General features: G+C 73.7%; 17 protein-coding genes. 7 read left to right on the top strand and 10 right to left on the bottom strand.

The annotated features are described in order from the left end of the window. Nucleotides 1-2 precede the first annotated feature (2 nt). Nucleotides 3-902: a GDSL-type esterase/lipase family protein gene (locus CLV35_RS09990; protein ID WP_121193310.1), complete on the top strand. Its 900-nt coding sequence runs from the start codon at nucleotides 3-5 to the stop codon at nucleotides 900-902. Here CLV35_RS09990 and CLV35_RS09985 read toward each other — a convergent pair. Together CLV35_RS09985 and CLV35_RS09980 are read right to left on the bottom strand one after the other, a co-directional pair. Then, nucleotides 895-1,320 carry a hypothetical protein gene (locus CLV35_RS09985; RefSeq protein WP_231121684.1) on the bottom strand — a complete coding sequence of 142 codons (426 nt, stop codon included), beginning with the start codon at nucleotides 1,318-1,320 and terminating at the stop codon, nucleotides 895-897. The two genes, CLV35_RS09990 and CLV35_RS09985, sit on opposite strands and share 8 nt — an antisense overlap. A 56-nt stretch (nucleotides 1,321-1,376) precedes the next feature. Next, nucleotides 1,377-3,314: a methyl-accepting chemotaxis protein gene (locus tag CLV35_RS09980; RefSeq protein ID WP_147431925.1), complete on the bottom strand. Its 1,938-nt coding sequence runs from the start codon at nucleotides 3,312-3,314 to the stop codon at nucleotides 1,377-1,379. 133 nt (nucleotides 3,315-3,447) lie between these two features. Here CLV35_RS09980 and CLV35_RS09975 point away from each other — a divergent pair, with 133 nt between their 5' ends. Further along, entirely contained in the window at nucleotides 3,448-4,920 is a 1,473-nt protein-coding gene (locus CLV35_RS09975) for a GGDEF domain-containing protein (RefSeq protein ID WP_121193308.1), read from the top strand. On the opposite strand, the gene CLV35_RS09970 is transcribed toward CLV35_RS09975, so the two are convergent. Next, a complete protein-coding gene (locus CLV35_RS09970; RefSeq protein WP_121193307.1) occupies nucleotides 4,837-5,691 on the bottom strand; it encodes an SDR family oxidoreductase in 855 nt (284 codons plus the stop codon). The genes CLV35_RS09975 and CLV35_RS09970 overlap by 84 nt on opposite strands. 89 nt (nucleotides 5,692-5,780) lie before the next feature. Here CLV35_RS09970 and CLV35_RS09965 point away from each other — a divergent pair, with 89 nt between their 5' ends. From CLV35_RS09965 to CLV35_RS09945, 5 genes are all read left to right on the top strand, one after another. Next, entirely contained in the window at nucleotides 5,781-6,356 is a 576-nt protein-coding gene (locus tag CLV35_RS09965; protein ID WP_231121683.1) for a TetR/AcrR family transcriptional regulator, read from the top strand. Then, nucleotides 6,353-7,315, top strand: coding sequence for a helix-turn-helix domain-containing protein (locus CLV35_RS09960; RefSeq protein WP_121193305.1), 963 nt, complete (start codon nucleotides 6,353-6,355; stop codon nucleotides 7,313-7,315). Before CLV35_RS09965 ends, CLV35_RS09960 begins: the two co-directional genes overlap by 4 nt. 193 nt (nucleotides 7,316-7,508) lie before the next feature. Further along, nucleotides 7,509-11,414 carry a carboxypeptidase regulatory-like domain-containing protein gene (locus CLV35_RS09955; RefSeq protein WP_121193304.1) on the top strand — a complete coding sequence of 1,302 codons (3,906 nt, stop codon included), beginning with the start codon at nucleotides 7,509-7,511 and terminating at the stop codon, nucleotides 11,412-11,414. Nucleotides 11,415-11,489: 75 nt separating this feature from the next. Then, nucleotides 11,490-12,185 (top strand): SDR family NAD(P)-dependent oxidoreductase, encoded by a 696-nt coding sequence (locus tag CLV35_RS09950; protein WP_121193303.1) that lies wholly within the window; start codon nucleotides 11,490-11,492, stop codon nucleotides 12,183-12,185. 112 nt (nucleotides 12,186-12,297) lie between these two features. Further along, nucleotides 12,298-13,383: a ScyD/ScyE family protein gene (locus tag CLV35_RS09945; RefSeq protein ID WP_121193302.1), complete on the top strand. Its 1,086-nt coding sequence runs from the start codon at nucleotides 12,298-12,300 to the stop codon at nucleotides 13,381-13,383. Nucleotides 13,384-13,413: 30 nt separating this feature from the next. Here the strand turns inward: CLV35_RS09945 and CLV35_RS09940 are convergent, their stop codons facing one another. Genes CLV35_RS09940 through CLV35_RS20025 form a run of 7 tightly spaced genes read right to left on the bottom strand, consistent with a single transcriptional unit; the run spans nucleotide 13,414 to nucleotide 19,720 of the window. Beyond that, nucleotides 13,414-14,121, bottom strand: a complete 708-nt coding sequence (locus tag CLV35_RS09940; protein ID WP_231121682.1) for an aspartate/glutamate racemase family protein — start codon at nucleotides 14,119-14,121, stop codon at nucleotides 13,414-13,416. Beyond that, entirely contained in the window at nucleotides 14,112-14,768 is a 657-nt protein-coding gene (locus tag CLV35_RS20030) for a collagen-like protein (protein WP_183061899.1), read from the bottom strand. The genes CLV35_RS09940 and CLV35_RS20030 overlap by 10 nt, the downstream gene beginning before the upstream one ends. A 58-nt stretch (nucleotides 14,769-14,826) precedes the next feature. Further along, complete coding sequence (locus tag CLV35_RS09930; RefSeq protein ID WP_121193301.1) at nucleotides 14,827-15,771, bottom strand: alpha/beta hydrolase; 945 nt, start codon at nucleotides 15,769-15,771, stop codon at nucleotides 14,827-14,829. Between the two features lie 2 nt (nucleotides 15,772-15,773). Further along, the gene (locus CLV35_RS09925) at nucleotides 15,774-16,712 is read right to left on the bottom strand and encodes an alpha/beta hydrolase fold domain-containing protein (protein ID WP_121193300.1); all 939 of its coding nucleotides are present in this window, start codon (nucleotides 16,710-16,712) and stop codon (nucleotides 15,774-15,776) included. Between the two features lie 13 nt (nucleotides 16,713-16,725). Next, nucleotides 16,726-17,556: an ATP-binding cassette domain-containing protein gene (locus CLV35_RS09920; RefSeq protein WP_121193299.1), complete on the bottom strand. Its 831-nt coding sequence runs from the start codon at nucleotides 17,554-17,556 to the stop codon at nucleotides 16,726-16,728. A gap of 5 nt (nucleotides 17,557-17,561) precedes the next feature. Then, on the bottom strand, nucleotides 17,562-18,641 hold the full coding sequence (locus CLV35_RS09915) for an ABC transporter permease (protein ID WP_121193298.1): 1,080 nt from the start codon (nucleotides 18,639-18,641) through the stop codon (nucleotides 17,562-17,564). A 29-nt stretch (nucleotides 18,642-18,670) separates the two neighbouring features. Beyond that, the gene (locus tag CLV35_RS20025) at nucleotides 18,671-19,720 is read right to left on the bottom strand and encodes a substrate-binding domain-containing protein (protein WP_183061898.1); all 1,050 of its coding nucleotides are present in this window, start codon (nucleotides 19,718-19,720) and stop codon (nucleotides 18,671-18,673) included. Nucleotides 19,721-19,760 lie beyond the last annotated feature (40 nt).

The raw sequence follows: 19,760 nt of genomic DNA, 5'->3' as shown, positions 1-19,760 counted from the left end.
CCGTGCTCGACGAGACGACCGACCGGTCGAGCGCGCCCGCGCCGCTGCCGGGCCGCGGCAACGGTGCCCCGGCCTGGCTCGACGCGGCCACCATCGCGCGCTACACGCACTACAGCCGGCTGCCGCTCCACGCCATGGTCGGGCTCGACGCGGAGCTCGCGCTGGTGCTCGACGCCCACTTCGTCGGCTGCACGCCCGAGCAGCTGCGCGACATCCGCGCGCAGCACGCGCGGGCAGTGGCCGAGGCCGCGGCGCAGCTGCTCGCCGACGAGGGCTTCGCCGCCGACCTCGACCGCGTGCCTGCCGCGACGGGGCAGCGCGTCGTCGTGCTCGGCGACTCGATCACCGCCGACAGCCTCGGCTGGGCGACCCTGCTGGCCGCGTGCCTCGACGCGCTGCCCGGGGGAGCTCCCGCCAGCGTCGCGAACCTCGCTGTCAGCGCGGCGACGACCAACGAGACGATCGCGATGTTCGACCTGGCGGTGCGCGAGCGGCCGACGTGCGTCATCACGATGCTCGGCACCAACGACGGCCGACGCCAGGGCGCCGTTGCCGACGTGCGCACGGTCAGCCCGGAGGAGACGCGGCGCAACATGCTGGCGCTCAAGGCACTGGCCGAGCAGGAGGCGCAGGCGCGCTTCGTCGCGCTCGCGCCCCCGCCCATGGACGACGCGCGCTACGAGGCGACCGCTCCCGACGGCGCGCCGACCCGCTTCAGCAGCGCCGACCTCGAGGAGACCCTCGCCGCCCTGGCCGCCGCGCTGCCCGACCTGGTCGGCCCTCCTGTGCAGGTCGAGGACTCGTTCTGGCTGCCGGACGGCGTGCACCCGACCCTCGAGGGCCAGGTCCTGCTGGTCCGCCACGTCGTCCGCGCGCTGGCGACCCTCGGGCCCGTCAGCTGACGCCGACCGGCTCGAAGACCGGGTCGCCGGCAGCGGCGCGGTAGCCCGGCACCTCCTCGAGCGAGTACCACACGGGGATTCCGCGTTCCTGCGCGATCGCGACGTCCTGGTCGGCTCCCCCACTCGCGCCGGGGAGCCGCAGGACCGCGTCGCAGTGCGCCAGGAGACGCTCCGCGGTGGGGTACATGACCTCGCCCGCGACCGGGTCGGCGACAGACGTGCCGCCCGCGCCGCGCAGCACCGGCAGGGCGACCCACTCGCCGATCATCGGCACGTGACCGGTGCGGAACACGGGCCACGCCGCCTCCTCGAGGCTCGCCAGGTTGGCGGCCAGCCTGTCCGGGTCGTCGCCCGTGCCTGACCGGTAAGGACCGGCGATGAGGACGAGCAGGGGTCGGGTCTCTCGAGTTGCCATCATGGCTGCACTCTAGCCACAACCTGCAACACCATGCAACACCCGGCAACAATCGGCGATCAGACGATGAAGTGGCCGACCGCCCGTCGCAGCCGCTCGGCGTCCGAGCCGAGCTCCTCGGCGATCGTGCGCGTCGTGGCCGCGCTGGCCTCGACGAGCTGTGCCGACTGCGCGGCCGCCTCGACGCTGACCGTGATCTCCGCGCTGGCCTCGGCGACGCCGGAGACGTTGCGGCTCATCTCGCCGGTGGCGGCGTGCTGCTCTTCCACCGCCGCGGCGATGGTCTGCTGGATGTCGGCGATGCGCTCGACGATCCGCGTCGAGTCGTCGATGGACGCGACGGCGGCGGCAGCGTCGGTCTGGATGGTCGAGATGCGCCCGACGATGTCCTCGGCGGCGCTGGCCGTCTCTTGCGCCAGCTGCTTCACCTCGCCGGCGACGACGGCGAAGCCGCGGCCGGCTTCACCGGCACGGGCGGCCTCGATGGTCGCGTTGAGGGCCAGCAGGTGCGTCTGCTGCGCGACGGCGGTGATGAGCTTGACCACGTCGCCGATCTCCGTGCTCGACCGGCCGAGCTGGCTCACGAGCGCGCTGCTCCCGCGCGTCGAGACCGCCGCGTCGCCCGCGACGGTCGACGCCTCGGCGGAGCCCTGCGCGATCTCGTTGATGGCGGCGCTGATCTCCTGCGTGCTGGCGGCCACCGTGTCGGCGCTGCCCGTCACCGAGCGGACCCCGGCTGCAGCTGCGGCAGCCTGTGCGGAGGAGCCGCGCGACGCATCCAGCAGGACTCCGGAGGACTCGGTCAGCGTGTCCGAGGCCGCGGACACCGCGCCGGCCGTCCGGGTCACCGTGCTGACGGCGCGGGCCAGCTCGGCGGAGGCCTCGTTGAGGGCACGGCCCATCGCGGCCACCTCGTCGGCGGTGTCGATCTCGACGCGCGCGGTCAGGTCGCCGTCGCGAAGCCGCTCGAGGGCGCGCTGCGTCCGCCGCAGCGGCGGGACGCTGGCGAGGTAGCAGGAGACGAGCAGGTAGGCCACCAGCAGCAGCGCGAGCAGGGTCGCGAGCTCGATGCGGTGGGCGGTGGCGCGAAACGCGCCGAGCCGCGTGACGAGCAGGTCGTCGAGGTGACCGGCCAGCTCGCTCGACAGCGCGCTGCTTGCCGCGGTGGACGCGTCGGCCGCGTCGACCGCGACGTCGGTCACCCGGCCGCTGGCCACGCCGCTGCGTACGGTGTCGAGCACCTGCTGCGCAGCGGAGGTCGCGCGCTGCACCTCGGGTCCTGCCGCAGCCAGCTTCCGGTCGGCCGTCTGGTGCAGGGAGGTCTGCATGCCCGAGCTCACCGCCGCGAGCGTGGTGGTGAGTGCGCCGCTGGCGACCGCGAGATCGACGCGCGCGGAGTCCGCGGCGGCAGGCGTACCGACCGATCGTGCGACCTGGACGCGGTCCACCGCACCCGACGCTGTGTCGAGCAGCAGCGGCAGCCGGAACATCACGGCGTCCATGACGTAGTAGGAGTCGAGGTCCGGGTCGAGCGTCAGGTTCGACCCGTCGGACACGGCTACCGTGAGCGCCAGCAGCGCCGACGTCACCGCGCTCCATTTCTGGTACGCAGTGGTTGCGTCCGCCGCCGGTGCCTCGGCGCTCGCGAGGGCGGCCTTGGCGGCCTGCCACTGCTCCGTGGTGCGGAGGGCGCCGCCGTCACGGGCGTCGACGGCGTCGACCGCCGCGACCGCCGCGCCGAGGTCGGGAACGGGTGCACCGCGTACGGCTGCGTGCCGTGCGACGACGGCGGCGGAGGTGAGCGCGAGCACCGGCCGCACGTAGGCGACGCCGATGCGCTCCTTCGCGCTGAAGTCGCTCTGCGACGCCTCGACGGCGAGGTAGCCCCGCGTCACGAAGCCGAGGGGCAGCAGCAGCACGAGGGTGAGCACGAGCAGCTTGCCCGCGTAGGGCAGGCGCGCCATCAACGAACGGCCGGGGGCCAACAGCAGACGCACCGCGATCACATCCTCGGACCCCCGTCGAGCAAGTTGTCGTGCGGAGGATCGGCCGTGGCGGCTGGAACTTGAGCGCCGAGCGACGGCGTGGTCGTGATGCTCAACCCGGGCACTCGGCTGCCGATGCGGAGGCATGTCGTCCCGCGCAGCCGTCGCCACGCTCGTGGCCTGCCTGGGCCTCGTGGCGTGGCAGCCCGAGGCGCCGGTCGGGCGCACGGCGTACTTCGGCTGCTCCGTCGCGTTCGTCGTGCTGGCCTGGAGGGCGGTCGCCCGGCCGAGCAGCCGCACCCGCCTGCCGTGGGCCCTGCTCGCGGCGACCCTGACCACGTGGCTGCTCGGCGACACGGTCTACGCGGGAATGAACATCTGCGGCTACTCGCCCGACATCAGCGTCTGCGACGTCCTGTGGATCGCCGGCTACCCCATGCTGGCCGCGGCGCTGTTCGTGGTCGTGCGCCACCGCGCGCCCCACTCGGCGCGGGCCGGCGTGCTCGACGGGCTGACGCTCACCAGCGCGGTCGCGATGACGATGTGGGTCCTCATCGTGTCGCCGGGCATGGACGCCTCGTCGGCGCTCGCCTCCGTCGTGCAGGTGGCCTACCCGCTGGGTGACGTCGTCGTGCTGTCCGCGGTGCTGTTCCTGCTCTTCACGCCAGGCCGGCGCGGTGCCCCTGTCGTCCTGCTCGTGCTCGGAGCAGCGGTGATGCAGGTCGGCGACACCGTGCTCAGCGTGCTGGCCGACGTCGTCGGCGACAGCGTGCTCGTCCACTTCGACGCCGTCTTCCTGATGTCCAACGCGTTCCTGATGCTGGCGGTCGTCTCGCCCCAGCGCGACGCCGAGCTGCTGACCGCGAGCGAGCCGCGGCCGGAGCGGCCGCACCGGGCGCGCGTGCTGTTCCTCGGTGCGGCGCTCGCCTGCGGGCCGCTGATCTTCGCCCTGCGTGGCACCCTCGCGCCGGGCGAGCGGGTCGCGCTCGGGCTCGGCTCGCTGGTGACCGTCACCTTCGCCCTCGCCCGCTTCACCCTCGCCATCGGCGAGCAGGCACGCGCCCAGCGCGAGCTGGCTCGGGTGGCGGACCGCGACCCCCTCACCGGGCTGGCCAACCGCCGCGTGCTGCTCGACCGCGTGTCCGCGGCGCTGTCGTCGGGCGCCGGCGTGCTCGTCCTCTACCTGGACCTCGACGGATTCAAGGCCGTCAACGACGAGTACGGGCACTCCGCCGGCGACGCGGTGCTGGGCGCCGTCGCGGAGCGGCTCCGCGCCGGCGTACGGCCGCACGACCTCGTGGCCCGCATGGGCGGCGACGAGTTCGTGGTGCTCTGCGAGGACCTGGACCCGACCGACGTCGACGGGCTCGTCGAGCGCCTGCGGCGCAGCGTGAGCGAGCCGGTGCTCCTGGGCGGCGTGCCCGTGCGGGTCGGCGTGAGCATCGGCACGGCGGGCGGCGTGGGATCGGACGGTGAGCACCTGCTGCTCACCGCCGACGCGGCGATGTTCGCCGACAAGCGGACGCGCGCAGCGTCAGCTGGCGGCGCGGACGTCGTCGGCGTCGGTCGAGAAGGCGAGCTCGCGAGCCGACTCCAGCGCCTCGAGCCGGCTCCGTAGCGCGGCGGTCGCCAAGGCGTACGCGTCGGAGCCGAGCGTCAGGCGCAACGGTGCCTCGCGCGAGTCGACGGAGGTGATGATCGCCGACGCGATCTTCGCCGGGTCGCCCGGCGCGGGCAGCGGCGGGAGCTCGCCCGCGAACCGGCGGCGCAGCTCCCCCGACGGGCCGTCGGCGTAGTCAGGCAGCGGGTCAGCGAGCACTGCGCTGCCTCCGGCGAAGGCGGTGCGCGCGACGCCGGGCTCGACGATCGTGACGCCGATGCCGAAAGGTGCGAGCTCCGCGGCCGCGGACTCCCAGAAGCCCTCGATGCCCCACTTGGTCGCGTGGTACAGGCTCATGGCGGGGAACGCCACCTGCCCGCCGACGCTCGCCACCTGCACGACCCGGCCGCCGCCCTGGCGCCGCAGGTGCGGCACCACGGCGCGGGCGAGCTGGATCGGCGCGGTGAGGTTGGTCGCCAGCTGCTGCTCGAGCTGGGCGTCACTGAGCTCCTCCGCCGCGCCGAACAGGCCGTAGCCGGCGTTCGACACGACCACGTCGATGCGGCCGAGCTCGGCGAACGCGCCGTCGACCACCTCGCGCAGCTGCGCCGTGTCGGTCACGTCGAGGCTGCGGCGCCACAGCCGGTCGCCCGCATCCGCGGCGAGGTCGTCGAGCGCCTGCGGCCGGCGGGCCGTCGCCGCGACGCGCTCGCCGCGGGCGAGCAGCTGCTCGGTCAGCTCCCGGCCGAAGCCGGAGGACGTGCCGGTGATGAGCCAGGTGCGAGGCATGGGTGCTCCTCAAGAGTTGTATCTAACTGGTTGGTTACATCGTGCGCCGGGTCGGCCGCAGTGCGCAAGCCCCTCCTACGATGGGCGGCATGCCACCCGACGCGACCGCGACGAAGCAGCGCCTCCTGCAGGCGGCCGTCGACGAGTTCGCCCGGTTCGGGCTGGCCGGCGCTCGGGTCGACCGCATCGCCGAGGCCGCCGCCGCCAACAAGCGCTCCATCTACGTGCACTTCGGTACCAAGGAGGAGCTCTTCGACCGGGTGGTCGCCGACGGGCTGCTCCAGCTCGCCGAGGCCGTGCGGTTCGATGCGACCGACCTGCCCCGCTACGCCGGCGAGCTCTGGGAGCTGCTCGAGCACCGCCCGCACGTGCGCCGGCTGACGCTGTGGTCCTCGCTCGAGCGGCCGCAGCCGGTCGACGCCGAGGTCGAGGTCTACCGGACGAAGGTCGGGGCGGTCGAGGAGGCGCAGGCGGCCGGCGCCGTGCGCGCCGACATCCCCGCGCCGCAGCTGCTGGCCATGGTCCTGGCGTTGGTCATCAGCTGGGACACGGCCTCGTGGTCGCTGAAGGCGCTCCACACCGGCCCCGGCGCCGCGGAGCAGGCGAGGGCGGGCATCGAGGCGGCGGTCGCCGGGCTGGTCCGGGTGCCGCCCGCGGCCTCATGAGCTCGCCGGCCGGCTGGCTGTCCACCCTCGGCCTGAGCGACGACGCCGGCGCCGCCTACGTCGAGCTCGTGCGTGAGCCCGCCGCCGACGCGGTCGAGCTCGCCGGCCGGGCCGGGCTCGAGCCGGGCGCGGCCGAGGCGGCCGTGCGCGAGCTGCAGGGTGCAGGTCTGCTGGCGCGCACCGACGGTGCGCTCGCCGCCGCGAGCCCCGACCTGGTGCTCGGGGCACGCGTCGCCGAGCAGGAGGCGCGCTTGCGTGAGGCGCGGGCCGGGCTGCGGGCGCTCGACGAGATGCACCGCGCGGCGGTGCGGTTCCCGCGCCCCGCCGACGTCGTCGAGCTGGTGGTCGGCGCGGACGCCGTCGCGCAGCGCTTCGCCGACGTGCAGCGCCTGGCGCGCACCCAGCTGCGCGGCTTCGACAAGCCGCCCTACCTCGCTGACCCGGCGGGCGAGGTCAACCCCGACCAGGCGGCGGCGGTCGCCGACGGCGTACGCGTGCGCACCGTCTACGACCGCGACGCGGCGGCGTGGCCCGGCCGCCTCGAGAGCGACATCCTCGTGGCGGAGAACGCGGGCGAGGAGTCGCGGGTCGCGGCGACGCTGCCCGTGAAGCTCATGATCGCCGACGACCGCGCGGCGCTGATCCCGCTGAGCTCCACCGACCCGGCCGCCGCCTACCTCGTGCATCCCGGTGCCCTGCTCGACGCCCTGGCTGCGCTGTTCGAGGCGGTGTGGGAGCGGGCCCTGCCGGTCGCGACGCAGGGGCCAGGCGCCCCTGACGACGGGACGGCCGCGCTGCTGACGCTGCTCGCGTCCGGCTCGACGGACGAGGCGATCGCGCGCGCCCTCGGGATGAGCCCGCGGACGGCGCAGCGCCGCGTGCAGGCGCTCATGCAGCAGCTCGGTGTGGCGACCCGGTTCCAGGCAGGCGTCCGGGCCCGCGAGCGCGGCTGGGTCTGAGCCGTCACACCCGCGACACCTCGACGACATCCGACCTGGCGAGATCGGTCACCTGGCAGGAAGACGCCACTGCTGTCCCTTGTGGAGCGGGCGCCGCCGGTGTGAGGGTGCCGACGTGGGCGGCGTGGCCCCTCGTCCCGCGGGCGCCGCGACCCGGTCGTCGCTCGCCCTCCGTCTCGTGGAAGCAGGCCCAGTGACTACGACCCCCTTCGCCCGGATCCGCCGGGTGCTGGTCACCGGCGCGGTCGCCGCGCTCGCGTGCGCGACGCTGACGGCACCCGCCGAGGCGGCGACGCCGCGCCAGGTGCCGCGCGCGCCCCAGCCGCACACCGTCCCGCTCTGCGACACCGAGGTCGGCCCGGGCGTCGCCCGCTGCTTCGCCGAGGCCGTGGCCCAGGACGGCGAGGTCCGGACGACCGCGACGCCCGAGGGCCTGACCCCCGCCGACGTCCGCGACGCCTACGGCCTTCCGGCCGGTGGCGGCGCCGGCGCGACGATCGCCATCGTCGACGCCTACGACAACCCGGGCATCGAGTCCGACCTCGCGGTCTACCGCGCGACCTTCGGGCTGCCGCCGCTGCGGCCGGGCCAGTTCCGCAAGGTCGACCAGCGCGGCGGCACCGACTACCCGCCCGCCTCCGACGCCGGGTGGGCGGGCGAGATCGCCCTCGACGTCGACTCGGTCACGGCGGTCGCGCCGGAGGCCGACATCATCCTCGTCGAGGCCGACACCCCGGGCTTCCTCGACATGGGTGAGGCCGTCAACCAGGCGGTCGCCCTGGGGGCGAAGTACGTCTCCAACAGCTACGGCTCCGGGTACAGCTTCGACCCGGGCAGCGGCGAGGACCCGATCGAGCTGACCTGGCAGGAGGCCTACTACCACCACCCGGGCGTCGTCATGGTCGCCAGCACCGGCGACAGCCACTACGGCGTCTCGTGGCCGGCGGCCGCGCCGTTCGTCACGGCGGTCGGCGGCACCAGCCTCGTGCGTGACCCCTCGTCGCCGCGCGGGTGGAAGGAGACCGTCTGGGACAGCCACGGCGGCGGCCCGGGCAGCGGGTGCTCCGTCTACGAGCCGAAGCCCGCCTGGCAGCACGACTCCGGGTGCGCACAGCGCACGGTCGCCGACGTCTCGGCCGACGCCGACCCCGACACCGCCATTGCGATGTACAACTCCTTCGACGGCGGCGGGTGGCAGCAGGTGGGCGGCACGAGCATGTCCGCGCCGCTGGTCACCGCGACGTACGCCGTGGCCGGCGCCCCGGTGCCCGGCACCGACCCCGCGTCCTACCCCTACCTCACCCCTGGCGCGACGCTGTTCGACGTCACTGCCGGTGCCAACGGGTTCTGCTCGCCGCGCTACCTGTGCACGGCCGACGCCGGGTACGACGGCCCGACCGGCCTCGGTACGCCGGACGGCACGAGCGCCTTCGCGGCCGGGCCGCACGGCGAGCTGACCGGCCGCGTCCTCGACGCGGCGACGCACCGCCCGGTGCCCGGGGCCCAGCTGCGGCTCACCAGCCAGGAGCAGGAGACGAGTGTCGACGCGGACGGCACCGGCGCGTACGACGCCCACCTGCGCGTCGGCACCTACACCGCCACGGTGTCGGCCTTCGGCTACTACGCCGTGCCTCTCGGCACTGTCGTCGTCGCCGACGGTGCCACCGTCAGGCGAGACGTGGAGATGCGCAAGGCGCCCACGGCGACGCTCTCGGGCACGGTGCGCGACGGCTCCGGCCACGGCTGGCCGCTGCCCGCGGCGGTGACCGTGGACGACGTCCCGGGCGGGACGCTGCACACGTCGCCCTACTCCGGCCACTACAGCATCGACCTGCCGGCGGGCGGTCCTTACACCGTGCACGTCACACCGCGCGCCCCCGGCTACGCGCCGGTCACGCGGCAGGTCCGTGTCGCAGCGTCGGGCACCGTCGAGGACCTCGAGCTGCCGGTCGACGCGCTGCTGGAGGACGTCGCGGGCTACTCGCGCGCCGACACCGGCACCGTGGAGACGCTCGACACCGGTCAGCTGCCCGGGTGGACCGTCGACACCACCGGCTCGGGCACCGGCTGGGTGCTCGACAACCCCAGCGGCTACGAGAACCTCACCGGCGGCACGGGCGGCATGGCCCTCGTCGACACGAGCAGCACGCCCGCGGGGTCCCGCCTCGAGTCGACCTTGACCAGCCCACCGACGGACTTCAGCGACGCCTCGCACCCCCTGCTGGAGTTCGACACCTGGCTGCTGCTGTCAGACGGCCAGGTCGCGACCGTCGACCTCAGCACCGACGGCGGCTCGACGTGGCAGACGGCGTGGGACACCACCGACCCGGGCTCCGAGCTGCTGACCGGGCACGTCCTCGTGCCGCTCGACGCCGCCGCGCACCAGAGCCGCGTACGCGTGCGCTTCCACTACGACGACACCGTGCTGTTCGGGAAGTGGTGGGAGCTCGACGACATCCACCTGGGCGACCGCCAGCAGGTTCCGGTCGCAGGTGGTCTGGTCGCCGGCACGGTGACCGACGCGAACGACTCCAGACCCGTCGACGGCGCCGGCGCGGCTCTGACCGACGACCCGACGCGGAGCACCACCACCTCCAGCAGCGACGACCCGGCCGTGGGGAAGGGCTTCTACGAGCTCTTCGTGCCGAGCGCCGGTAGCCGCAGCGTCACGCTGACTCGCAAGAACTACCAGACCGCCGTGCGCCCGGTCGCCCTGCGACCGGACGCCGTGGTGCCACTCGACGTCGCGCTGAAGGCGGGCCGGGTGGCGTCGAGCGCGACCGGGATCGGCGTCACCGAGCAGCCGGGCGGCATCGGGCACGCCGACGTCACGCTGTCGAACACCGGTACGGCGCCGGTGTCGGTGACGGTCACCGAGCGGCCCGGCACCTTCACACCGGCCGCGACCAGCGGCGTACCCGCCCTTCGCGTGCCGGCGGTCGTGAGCCGCACGTCGCACGCAGCAGCGGCCCGCACCGCCGCTGGCGTGCGGAAGCCCGCACCGACACCGGCGCCCGCGTCGCCGGAGGGGTGGAAGGGGATCCCCGGCCCGCCCGTGCCGCTGCAGGACAACGCCGTCGTCTCCGGTGGTGGCTACGTGTGGTCGGTGGCCGGCTGGAACGGGACCGAGGACACCGACGCGCTCTACCGCTACGACCCTGCGTCCCAGACGTGGGCGACCCGTGCGCCCATCCCGCACCCGCGCGAAGCCGCGTCCGCGGCCTGGCTCGACGGGAAGATCGTCGTGACCGGCGGCTTCTCGCCGCAGGGCTACGAGGAGGGGTCGACCGACGTCTACGACCCGGTCACCGACACGTGGAGCTCCGGCGCCTACCTGCCGGTGCCCTACGCCGCCATGGGCACCGCGGTGCTCGACGGCAAGCTGTGGCTCGTCGGCGGGTGCAGCAGGTACGACTGCGGAGCCCAGGAGGTGCAGGTCTACGACCCGGTCAGCGACTCGTGGTCGCAGCCCACGTACTACCCGGAGTACGTCGGCTGGGAGGCATGCGGTGGCATCGACGGCAAGCTCTACTGCTCCGGCGGCACGGTCACCCAGGCCGACCTCACCTCGGCCTACGTCTACGACCCGGCCACGAAGGTGTGGACACCGATCGCCGACCAGCCGACCAGTGCCTGGGGTGCGTTCTACGCAGCAGCCAACGGTCAGCTCGTGGTCTCGAGTGGTGTGGTCGGCAACGCGCTGACCAACGCGACCTGGGCCTATGACACCAAGACCGAGCGGTGGTCCGCCCTGCCGAACGCGTTGAACGCGCTCTACCGCGGCGGCTCGGCGCCCGGCTTCTACGCCATCGGCGGAGCGGCGGCGCCCGGGGCGCCGACGCCGGCGGCCGAGGTGCTGCCGGGCTGGACCTCAGGGCCGGTCGACCTGAGCTGGATGCAGGTGCGGCGCACGACCTTCACGCTCGCACCGAGTGCGAGCAAGCGCGTACGCATCCGCGTCGACACCTCCGACCCTGCGCTGAGGGGCCTCGGCACCTACACCGCGGCGCTCTACGTCGCGAGCGACGACCCCTACAGCGACCTGGTCGTGCCGGTGAGCGTCACCGTGGCGCCGAAGGTCAAGAGACCGCACCGCTGAGCCCACGGTGGTACTCGCAGTCCACCCGTCGAGCAGGGCCTGGCGAGCGTGCCGGCCCTGCTCGACGATGGATGCATGACCACCACCTTCATCACCGGAGCCAACAAGTCCCTGGGCTACGAGACCGCCCGCCGGCTCGTGCTCGCGGGCCACACCGTCCTCGTCGGCGCGCGTGACCCGGAGCGCGGCCGCGCGGCCGCCGAGGCGCTGGGCGCCCGCTTCGTCCAGATCGACGTCACGGACGACGCGTCGGTCGCGGCGGCCGCGGCCGACGTGCTCGCGCACGAGGGCGTCGTGGACGTGCTCGTCAACAACGCCGGCGTCAACGCCCCGCACGTCCCCGTGGAGCAGCTGAGCGCCGCGGACCTCAGCGCCGTGCTCGACGTCAACGTCGTCGGCGCGGTGCGCGTCTTCCACGCCTTCCTCCCGCTGCTGCGGCGCTCCGGCTCCCCGGTCGTCGTCAACGTCTCCAGCGGGATGGGGTCGTTCGCCGCGACGCACGACCCCGAGCGCGTCGAGTCGAGCGTCGTGTCGCCCTTCTACACCGCCTCGAAGGCGGCGCTCACCATGCTGACCACGCAGTACGCCAGGGCCTTCCCCGACATCAAGGTGAACGCGGCCGACCCGGGCTATACCGCCACGGACTTCAACGGCCACAGCGGTCCCCAGACCGTCACGGAGGGGACCGACGCGATCGTCGAGCTGGCCTCGATCGGCGCCGACGGCCCGACCGGTGCCTTCCGTGACCGGCACGGCGTCGCGCCCTGGTGACCGGGGGGGCACGAGTTCGGGCGAAACCCTGGCGCGGCCGGGTGCTCGAGGCCATGATCTGGCCACCGGGACGCAACGGCGCACCCGGCCCGAGCACCCGAGGGAGTCGTCGATGAGACGCAGCACCATCGCAGTGTCCATGCTCGCCGCCGCCGGCCTGGCCGTCGCCCCGCTCGCGGCACCCGCCTCGGCCGCGCCCTCCGGCGCCGTCGGGACGATCGTCTCCACCGGCCTCGAGGGGCCGCGCCAGCTCTTCTTCGACGGCGCCAACGCCTACGTCGCCGACTCCGATGACGGCCAGGTGCGCACCCTCACCGCCGACGGCAAGTCGCAGGCTGTGCTGTCCCGGCTCGGCTCGACGCAGGGCGTCGCCGTCGTCGGCGGCTCCGTCCTCGCCGCGGTGGGGGCGGCGGAGCCCGACGAGCACGCGACGAAGCTGCCGCCGCGCGGCCTGAGCGCCACCGTCGTCTCCTTCGCCTTCCCGACGCGCAAGCTGCTCTCGGACCCGCAGCGCTTCGAACTGCGCCACAACCCCGACGGGCAGCAGCAGTTCAATGCCAAGGGCGTGCCGCTGGACGCGCTCTCGAACCCCTACTACCTGCTGCCGGACCCGCACGGCTACGTGCTCCTGGCCGACGCGGGCGGCAACGACATCCTGCGCATCAACAGCCGAGGAGCGACCTCGCTGTTCGCCGCCCTCCCGCTGATCACCGCCGGGAAGTGCAAGACCGTTCCCAACAACGACAAGAAGCACGTCGGCTGCGACCCCGTGCCGACCGGCATGGCATGGGGACCCGACGGGTCGCTCTACGTCTCCGCGCTCGGCTCCGAGGTCGAGGGCGCCGTCTTCCAGCTCGACGGCCGCACCGGCGCGGTGCTGCGCACGTGGACCGGCTTCGGTGAGGGCCTGACGGGCGTCGCGGTGGCCGACGACGGCACGATCTACGCCAGCGAGCTGCTGCACGGCGCTCCTGAGGGCAACCCGCCGAAGGGCTTCGACCCCTCGACCGTCGGGCGCATCGTCAAGGTGTCGACGACCGGCGCGATGAGCTACGCACCGGTGCCGATGCCGGCCGGGATCGTCTGGCACGACGGCGCTCTCTACTCCACCGCGTGGAGCATCGCCGGCATGGTCGGCATGGCGCACGCCGGGCAGGTGCTGAAGGTCAACCCGTCGGCCTTCGTCGCGGCGAGCTGACCGACGCCTCGGGGGGAGGCCGCGCCCGGGCTAGGTGCTGAGCACCAGCTCGAGCGCGGCCTCCACGTGGAGCCGCGTCGTCGGGAACACCGGGACGCTGCTGTCGGCCTGCCCGACGAGCAGCTCGATCTCGGTGCAACCGAGCACGACGCCCTCGGCGCCTCGGGTCACCAGCCGCTCGATGAGCGCGCGGAACGCGTCGCGCGACTCCTCGCGGACGATGCCCAGGCAGAGCTCCTCGTAGATGACCCGGTGCACCAGTGCCCGGTCGTCGACCTCCGGCACCAGGACGGACAGGCCGCCGGCCTCGAGGCGCTCGCGGTAGAAGCTGCGCTCCATGGTGAAAGCGGTGCCCAGCAGGCCGACCTGGCGCACGCCCCGGGCGCGGACAGCCGCAGCGGTGACGTCGCAGATGTGCAGCAGCGGCACGTCGACGGCGGTCTGCACCTGCTCGGCCACCAGGTGCATGGTGTTGGTGCACAGCAGCAGGACGTCCGCGCCGCCGAGCTCCAGGCTCCGGGCGACCTCGGCGAGCCGCTCGCCCGCTTCGTCCCACCGGTCCGAGACCTGCAGGGCCTCGATCTCGGCGAAGTCGACCGATGCCAGCAGCAGCCGGGCCGAGTGCAGGCCACCGAGGCGCTCGCGCACCAGCACGTTGGCCAGGCGGTAGTACTCCGCGCTGCTCTCCCAGCTCATCCCGCCGAGCAGCCCGAGGGTGCGCGGCGCCGTCACGGGCACGTCACGGTGAGGGAGAAGCCGGTGGGGGAGCCGCCGTCCCAGGTCGTGGACACGTAGAGCCGGCTCGGTGTCGCGCTGAGCAGTGCCACCTGGGCGACCGGCGTGCGCGCGTAGGTGGAGTCGCTGCCCAGCACCGTCGCCGCTGCTCCGCAGTGCCGCACGTCGGCGACGGGGAGCTGCAGCGTGACACCGAGGTTCGTCGCGCTCGCGCTGCTGCTCACCACGGTCACTCCGGGCGTCGCGTGGACCAGCCCGGAGCCGGCGAGCCAGTTGACGACGTACGCGTTCGCGCCCCCCGCGGGCCCCTGCGGCCCGACGGCGCCCGCCGGGCCCTGGGCGCCGGGTGCACCCTGCGGCCCCTGCGCACCTGACGCGCCTTGCGGTCCGGGCACGCCCTGCGGCCCCTGCGCGCCGGCAGCCCCGCGCGCTCCGCGGGTGGCGGCCGCGCCCACCGCGTACAGCGTCGTGCCCTTGGCGCACCGACCGCCGGTCGGCTTCGTCACGGCGTGGCTCTTCGTGCCGACGCACACGTTGAGCAGCCGCGGCGTCCGGGTGGCCGCCACGGCGGCGCCGCCGCCGGCACCGCCCACCACGAGCAGGGCGGTCGCGGCGGCGAGGGCAGCAGGGCGGGGGCGCAGGAGCGTCATGCGCACAGCGAACCAGCATCGAGCGCCTCGGCGCCAGCAGTCGTGCCCTTCCGGCCGGCTACCGCGTGCGGCAGCGCTGGAGCGCCGCCAGGTAGTCGGCGTAGGCCCGCTGCGACACCCCGGCCGTCGGCACGATGCTGTCGAAGCTGTGGAACGTGCCTGGCACGTGGTGCAGCTCGGTGGACGTGCCGGCGGCGATGAGGCGCAGCGCGTAGTCGATCCCCTCGTCGCGCAGCGGATCCTCCTCGGCCGTGAGGACGAACGCCGGCGGCAGGCCCGAGAGGTCTTCTTCCCGGGCAGGCGCGGCGTAGCGCGGCGGCTCGTCGCGCGACGGCCCGAGGTAGCGGTCCCACATCAGCTCGGCGCCCTGCCGCGTGAAGCACGGCGAGTGCGTGTAGAGCTGCATCGAGCGGGTGGCCATCCGGTCGTCGGTGACGGGGCAGATCAGCAGCTGCTGGTGGATCTCGGGACCGCCCTCGTCGCGCGCCCGGAGGCACACGCCCGCGGCCAGGGCGCCGCCCGCGCTCGACCCGCCCACCGCGACGCAGCCGGTGTCGAGGCCCAGCGGGCCGGCGTTGCGCAGCACCCACTCGAGGGTGCCGTAGCCGTCGTCGAACGCCGCGGGGAACGGGTGCTCAGGGCTGAGTCGGTAGTCGGGCGACGCGATCGCGAAGCCCGAGTCCTCGGCCAGCCGCACGCACAGCTCGTCGTCGATCTCGGCGAAGCCGAACGCGAACGCGCCCCCGTGCAGCCAGAGCATGACGGGTACGTCTGCGGCCCCCCGCGGCCGGTAGAAGCGCACCCGCACGGGCGGGCCGTCGGGACCGGGAGCGATGTCCCGGACCTCGACGGCGTGCGGCACCGTGAGGCTGCTGGTGCGGTGGATCGCGTGCAGGCGCTCGCGACCGTCCTCGAGGTCGGTGCCGTCACCGATGTCGAACATGATCAGCGCTGCCGACAGCTCGGCGTCCATGCGTCCCCCCAGGTGCTGTGCTGCAGGCATGGCTACCACTCCGCGGGGGCGAGCGGTGGCCGCGCCAGGAACTCGTGGACCTCGCGCCACAGCTCGGCCGCGGCGCGGCTCTGCGGCGCGAACCGGTCGTAGGCGTGGTAGGTGCCTGCCGCGAGCCGCGCGTGCACCGGCACCCGCGCGTCGAGCAGCGCCCGCACCAGCTCGAGCTCCTCGTCGCGCAGCGGGTCGTGCTCGGCGAGCAGGACGAGCGTGTGCGGCAGCAGCGGCAGCCGGTCGTCGAGCAGCGGCGAGGGCCACGGCCCGCTCGCCGCGGGTCCTCGGTAGCGGTCCCACATGAGCTCGGCCTGCTCGGAGTCGAACACCGGTGCGGTGGTGTAGCGCCGCATGGAGCCCGAGTCCTGCCGGTCGTGGACGACCGGGTAGACCAGCACCAGCCGCTCCACCTCGGAGCCAGCGGCCACCGCGTGCAGGGTGGTCCGCAGCGCGAGCGAGCCGCCGGCGCTGGCCCCGGCCACGACCAGGCGTCGGGGCGACGGCGCGTCCGCCGCGACGGTCGCCGCCAGCTCCCGCTGGAGCCACGAGAGCGCCACGGCCGCGTCGCGCTCGGCGGCGGGGAAGGGGTGCTCGGGCGCGAGGCGGTAGTCGGGCGCCGCGACCAGCAGCCCGTGACGCACCGCGAGCTCCTGGCAGAGGTCGTCGTCCACGCCGGGCTCCCCGAGCGAGAACGCGCCGCCGTGCAGCCACAGCAGACCACCGGTGACGCCGGCGCGTGGCTCGTGGACCCGCAGCCGCAGCGGCCGGCCCTCGCCCGCCACCGTCACGTCGCGGGTCTCGACCTCGTCGTCGGACTCGCGCGCGAAGTGGGCCATCGCCTCGGCGAGCGCCGCCCGGTGGGTCGCCAGGTCGGCGTCCGGGTCGACCTCGAGCAGCCGGTCGCGACCGGCGAGCAGCTCGGTGTCGTAGCGGCGCACCTGCCGTCCGGCCTCAGACCGCGCTGCTGTCGTCTCCGACACCGACCTGTCCCCTCTCGACACCCGTCAGCAGGCTCTGGAGCTCCGCGCCACCGGCCATCAGCTCGATGACCTCGCCGATGCTGCGCTCGCCGCGCGCGAACTCCGCCGACGGCTCGCCGCGGCGCAGGACCATGAAGCGGTCGCCCGCGGCGTGGGCGTGGTACGCGTTGTGCGTGATGAACAGGACGGCCACGCCGCGCTCCCGCACCCGGGAGACCAGTCGCAGCACCGTCGCCGACTCACGGACGCCCAGTGCGGCAGTGGGCTCGTCGAGCACGAGCACCCGGGCACCGAAGTGCACCGCCCGCGCGATCGCGAGCGCCTGGCGCTCGCCGCCCGACATCGTGCCGACCAGCTGGCGGCCGTCGTCGACCCGGCGGATGCCGAGGTTCTTGAGCTCGGCCAGTGCGGTCCTGCTGGCGGTGGCCATGTCGATGCGCTTGAACGGTCCCCAGCCGACTGTCGGCTCGGCGCCCAGGACGAAGTTGCGCGCCACGCTCATCAGCGGGAGCGTCGCGACCTCCTGGTAGACCGTCGCGATGCCCACGTCGCGGGCAGCGCGGGGGCTGGAGAACGACACCTCCTCGCCGTCGACCACGACGGAGCCGGAGGTCGGGCGCTCGACGCCCGTCAGGAGCTTGATGACGGTCGACTTGCCGGCGCCGTTCTCGCCCAGCAGGCAGAACACCTCACCGGGCATGAGGCGCAGGCTGAGGTCGCTGACGGCGGTCACCCCTGCATACCTCTTGGTGACGCCGCGCAGCTCGACGACGGGACGGGTGGCGGTCTGGGTCTCTGTCATGGGGATCAGCTCCCGCTCAGCGCGAGGGCGCGCAGCCGGTGGTTGGCGAGCACGGCGACGAGCAGCAGCGCGCCGATGAACAGCTGGGTCAGGTCGGCGTTCCAGCCCAGCAGGAGCACGCCGGTGGAGATGATGCCGTAGGTCGCGGCCCCGCAGGCGGTGCCCATCGGCGAGCCGTAGCCGCCGGTGAGCAGGACGCCGCCGATGACCGCCGCCGCGACGGCCTGGAAGATGAAGGCGCTTCCCAGGGTCACGTTGCCGTTGCCCAGGGTCAGGGTCTGCACGGTGCCGGTGAGCACTGCGCAGACCGAGGTCGCGACGAACAGCGAGATCTTGACCCGGTCGGTGGGCACGCCGACCAGCCGGGCGGCCACGACGTTGCCGCCGGTGGCGTAGGTCCAGTTGCCGAAGCGGGTGCGGCTCATCATCCACGCCGACACGACGAGGAGCAGCACCCACCAGACGAGCGCGACGCCCAGCTGGTCGTTCATCCACTTGCTGGCGAACAGCGCGTGGGTCAGGCCGCTGGAGCTGGCGGACACGTTCGACGAGCCGGTGGCCCAGATGCTCACGGCCAGCGCGCCGCCCAGCAGCATCATCATCGTCGCCAGGGTGACGATGAACGAGGGCAGACCAGTGCGGACCACCATGAAGCCGTTGGCGACACCGACCGCGACGGCGATGGCGAAGCCGACGATGACACCGAGCCACGCCGGCTCGCCGTAGCCGCCGGTGGTGATGCCGACGCTCATGGAGCCGACGCCCACCATGGCCCCCACAGACAGGTCGAACTCGCCGGCGATCATCAGCAGCCCGATGGGCACGGCGACGATGCCGAGCTCGGCGGCGGCGTTGACCCAGTTGGCTGTGCCGCCCTGGGTCAGGAAGCCGTTGTCGCCGGCGAAGATGCTGAAGAACACGAACAGCGCCAGCGCCGACACGGCGCCGCCGATCTCGGGTCGGGTGAGCAGCCGGCGCACGGTGGAGCGGCCGGAGGTCTGGGCTGGTCCGGCCGGGTCGGCGACCGGCGGCAGGGCCGGTGCCGCCGTCGCCGTGCCCGGCCCCGTGGCGGTGGGGAGGTCCATCGGTGTTCCGTTCTCGCGCGGGAGGGGTTCTACTTCGGGCCGATGACGTTCGGGTACTTGTCGAAGACGGCCGAGATCTTCTCGACGTTCGACTTGTCCACGAACTGCGGGCCGGTCTTGATGACGCCGACCGGCGCGAGGCCGAACTTCGCGTAGGTGTAGGCGGTGATGGTGCCGAGGTAGCCGTCGAGGTAGGGCTGCTCGTTGACCAGGAAGAGCATGCTGCCGTTGTTGACCTTGTCGATCGCCGACTTGCCCACACCGAGGGAGCCGACGGGTGCACCCTTGCGGCCGGCCTGGTTCAGCGCGTCGATCGCGGCGTAGCCGGTGAGGTTGTTGAGCGTCATGACGCCCTCGACGTCCTTGTGCGTCGCGAGGAAGCCGCTGAGGTCCTTGGTGGTCTTGCTCTGGTCGGTGCCGTCGCCGCTGGGCAGGGTGAAGACGTCGGACGAGCCGCCCGCCGCGCGCAGGCCGTCGCCGAGCCCCTTGCAGATGGCGTCGAGGTAGGGGTTGCCCGCAACGTTGACCACGCAGGTGATGTTCTTCTTGCCGGCGTCGAGGAAGCGCTTGGCGGACTGGGCGCCCACGTCTGGGCCGAACTGGCCGATGAAGCCGAGTGCGCCGTCCTTCTCCCAGCTGTCCTGGCCCGACTGGTTGACGAAGACCGGAATGCCTGCTGCGACGGCCTTCTTGATGAGCGGGTCCACCACGTTGGTGATGAAGTCGCCGACCACGATCGCGTCGGGCTTCGACGCGATGGCGGCCTCCATCGTGCGGGCGGAGCTCGCCTGGATGTCCGCCTCGTCGATGGGGATGTAGTTGAGCTTGATCGGAAGCTGCTTCGCCGCGTCCTGGGCGCCCTGGTAGAGCGGCGGGAAGAACGGGTCGTTGAGGGGGCCGGAGACGAAGGCGATCTTGATCTGCTCGCCGCTGCTGGCGGCCACGGGCTGGCCGGTGGCGGCGGCGTCCTTCGCGGCGTTCGACTTCGCACTGCAGGCGCTGAGGCCGAGCGTCGCGGCGAGCACGAGCGGCAGCGCGCCCGCGACGAGCCGTCGACGACGGACGATGGGGTGGGACATGCGGGGCTCCTCGCATCGTTGGGAGTTCGGCGGCGACACG

The organism is Motilibacter peucedani (assembly GCF_003634695.1).
GTDB lineage: Bacteria > Actinomycetota > Actinomycetes > Motilibacterales > Motilibacteraceae > Motilibacter > Motilibacter peucedani.
The sequence above is the reverse complement of the archived record's forward strand: the minus strand, read 5'-3'. Positions and strand labels throughout refer to the sequence as shown.

Bases quoted from the DNA above. Each gene is read 5' to 3' on its own strand.
- CLV35_RS09915 (WP_121193298.1), bottom strand. From the start codon at position 18,641: ATGGACCTCCCCACCGCCACGGGGCCGGGCACGGCGACGGCGGCACCG.
- CLV35_RS20030 (WP_183061899.1), bottom strand. From the start codon at position 14,768: ATGACGCTCCTGCGCCCCCGCCCTGCTGCCCTCGCCGCCGCGACCGCC.
- CLV35_RS09975 (WP_121193308.1), top strand. From the start codon at position 3,448: ATGTCGTCCCGCGCAGCCGTCGCCACGCTCGTGGCCTGCCTGGGCCTC.
- CLV35_RS09985 (WP_231121684.1), bottom strand. From the start codon at position 1,320: ATGATGGCAACTCGAGAGACCCGACCCCTGCTCGTCCTCATCGCCGGT.
- CLV35_RS20025 (WP_183061898.1), bottom strand. From the start codon at position 19,720: ATGTCCCACCCCATCGTCCGTCGTCGACGGCTCGTCGCGGGCGCGCTG.
- CLV35_RS09920 (WP_121193299.1), bottom strand. From the start codon at position 17,556: ATGACAGAGACCCAGACCGCCACCCGTCCCGTCGTCGAGCTGCGCGGC.
- CLV35_RS09945 (WP_121193302.1), top strand. From the start codon at position 12,298: ATGAGACGCAGCACCATCGCAGTGTCCATGCTCGCCGCCGCCGGCCTG.
- CLV35_RS09970 (WP_121193307.1), bottom strand. From the start codon at position 5,691: ATGCCTCGCACCTGGCTCATCACCGGCACGTCCTCCGGCTTCGGCCGG.
- CLV35_RS09930 (WP_121193301.1), bottom strand. From the start codon at position 15,771: ATGCCTGCAGCACAGCACCTGGGGGGACGCATGGACGCCGAGCTGTCG.
- CLV35_RS09950 (WP_121193303.1), top strand. From the start codon at position 11,490: ATGACCACCACCTTCATCACCGGAGCCAACAAGTCCCTGGGCTACGAG.
- CLV35_RS09965 (WP_231121683.1), top strand. From the start codon at position 5,781: ATGCCACCCGACGCGACCGCGACGAAGCAGCGCCTCCTGCAGGCGGCC.
- CLV35_RS09960 (WP_121193305.1), top strand. From the start codon at position 6,353: ATGAGCTCGCCGGCCGGCTGGCTGTCCACCCTCGGCCTGAGCGACGAC.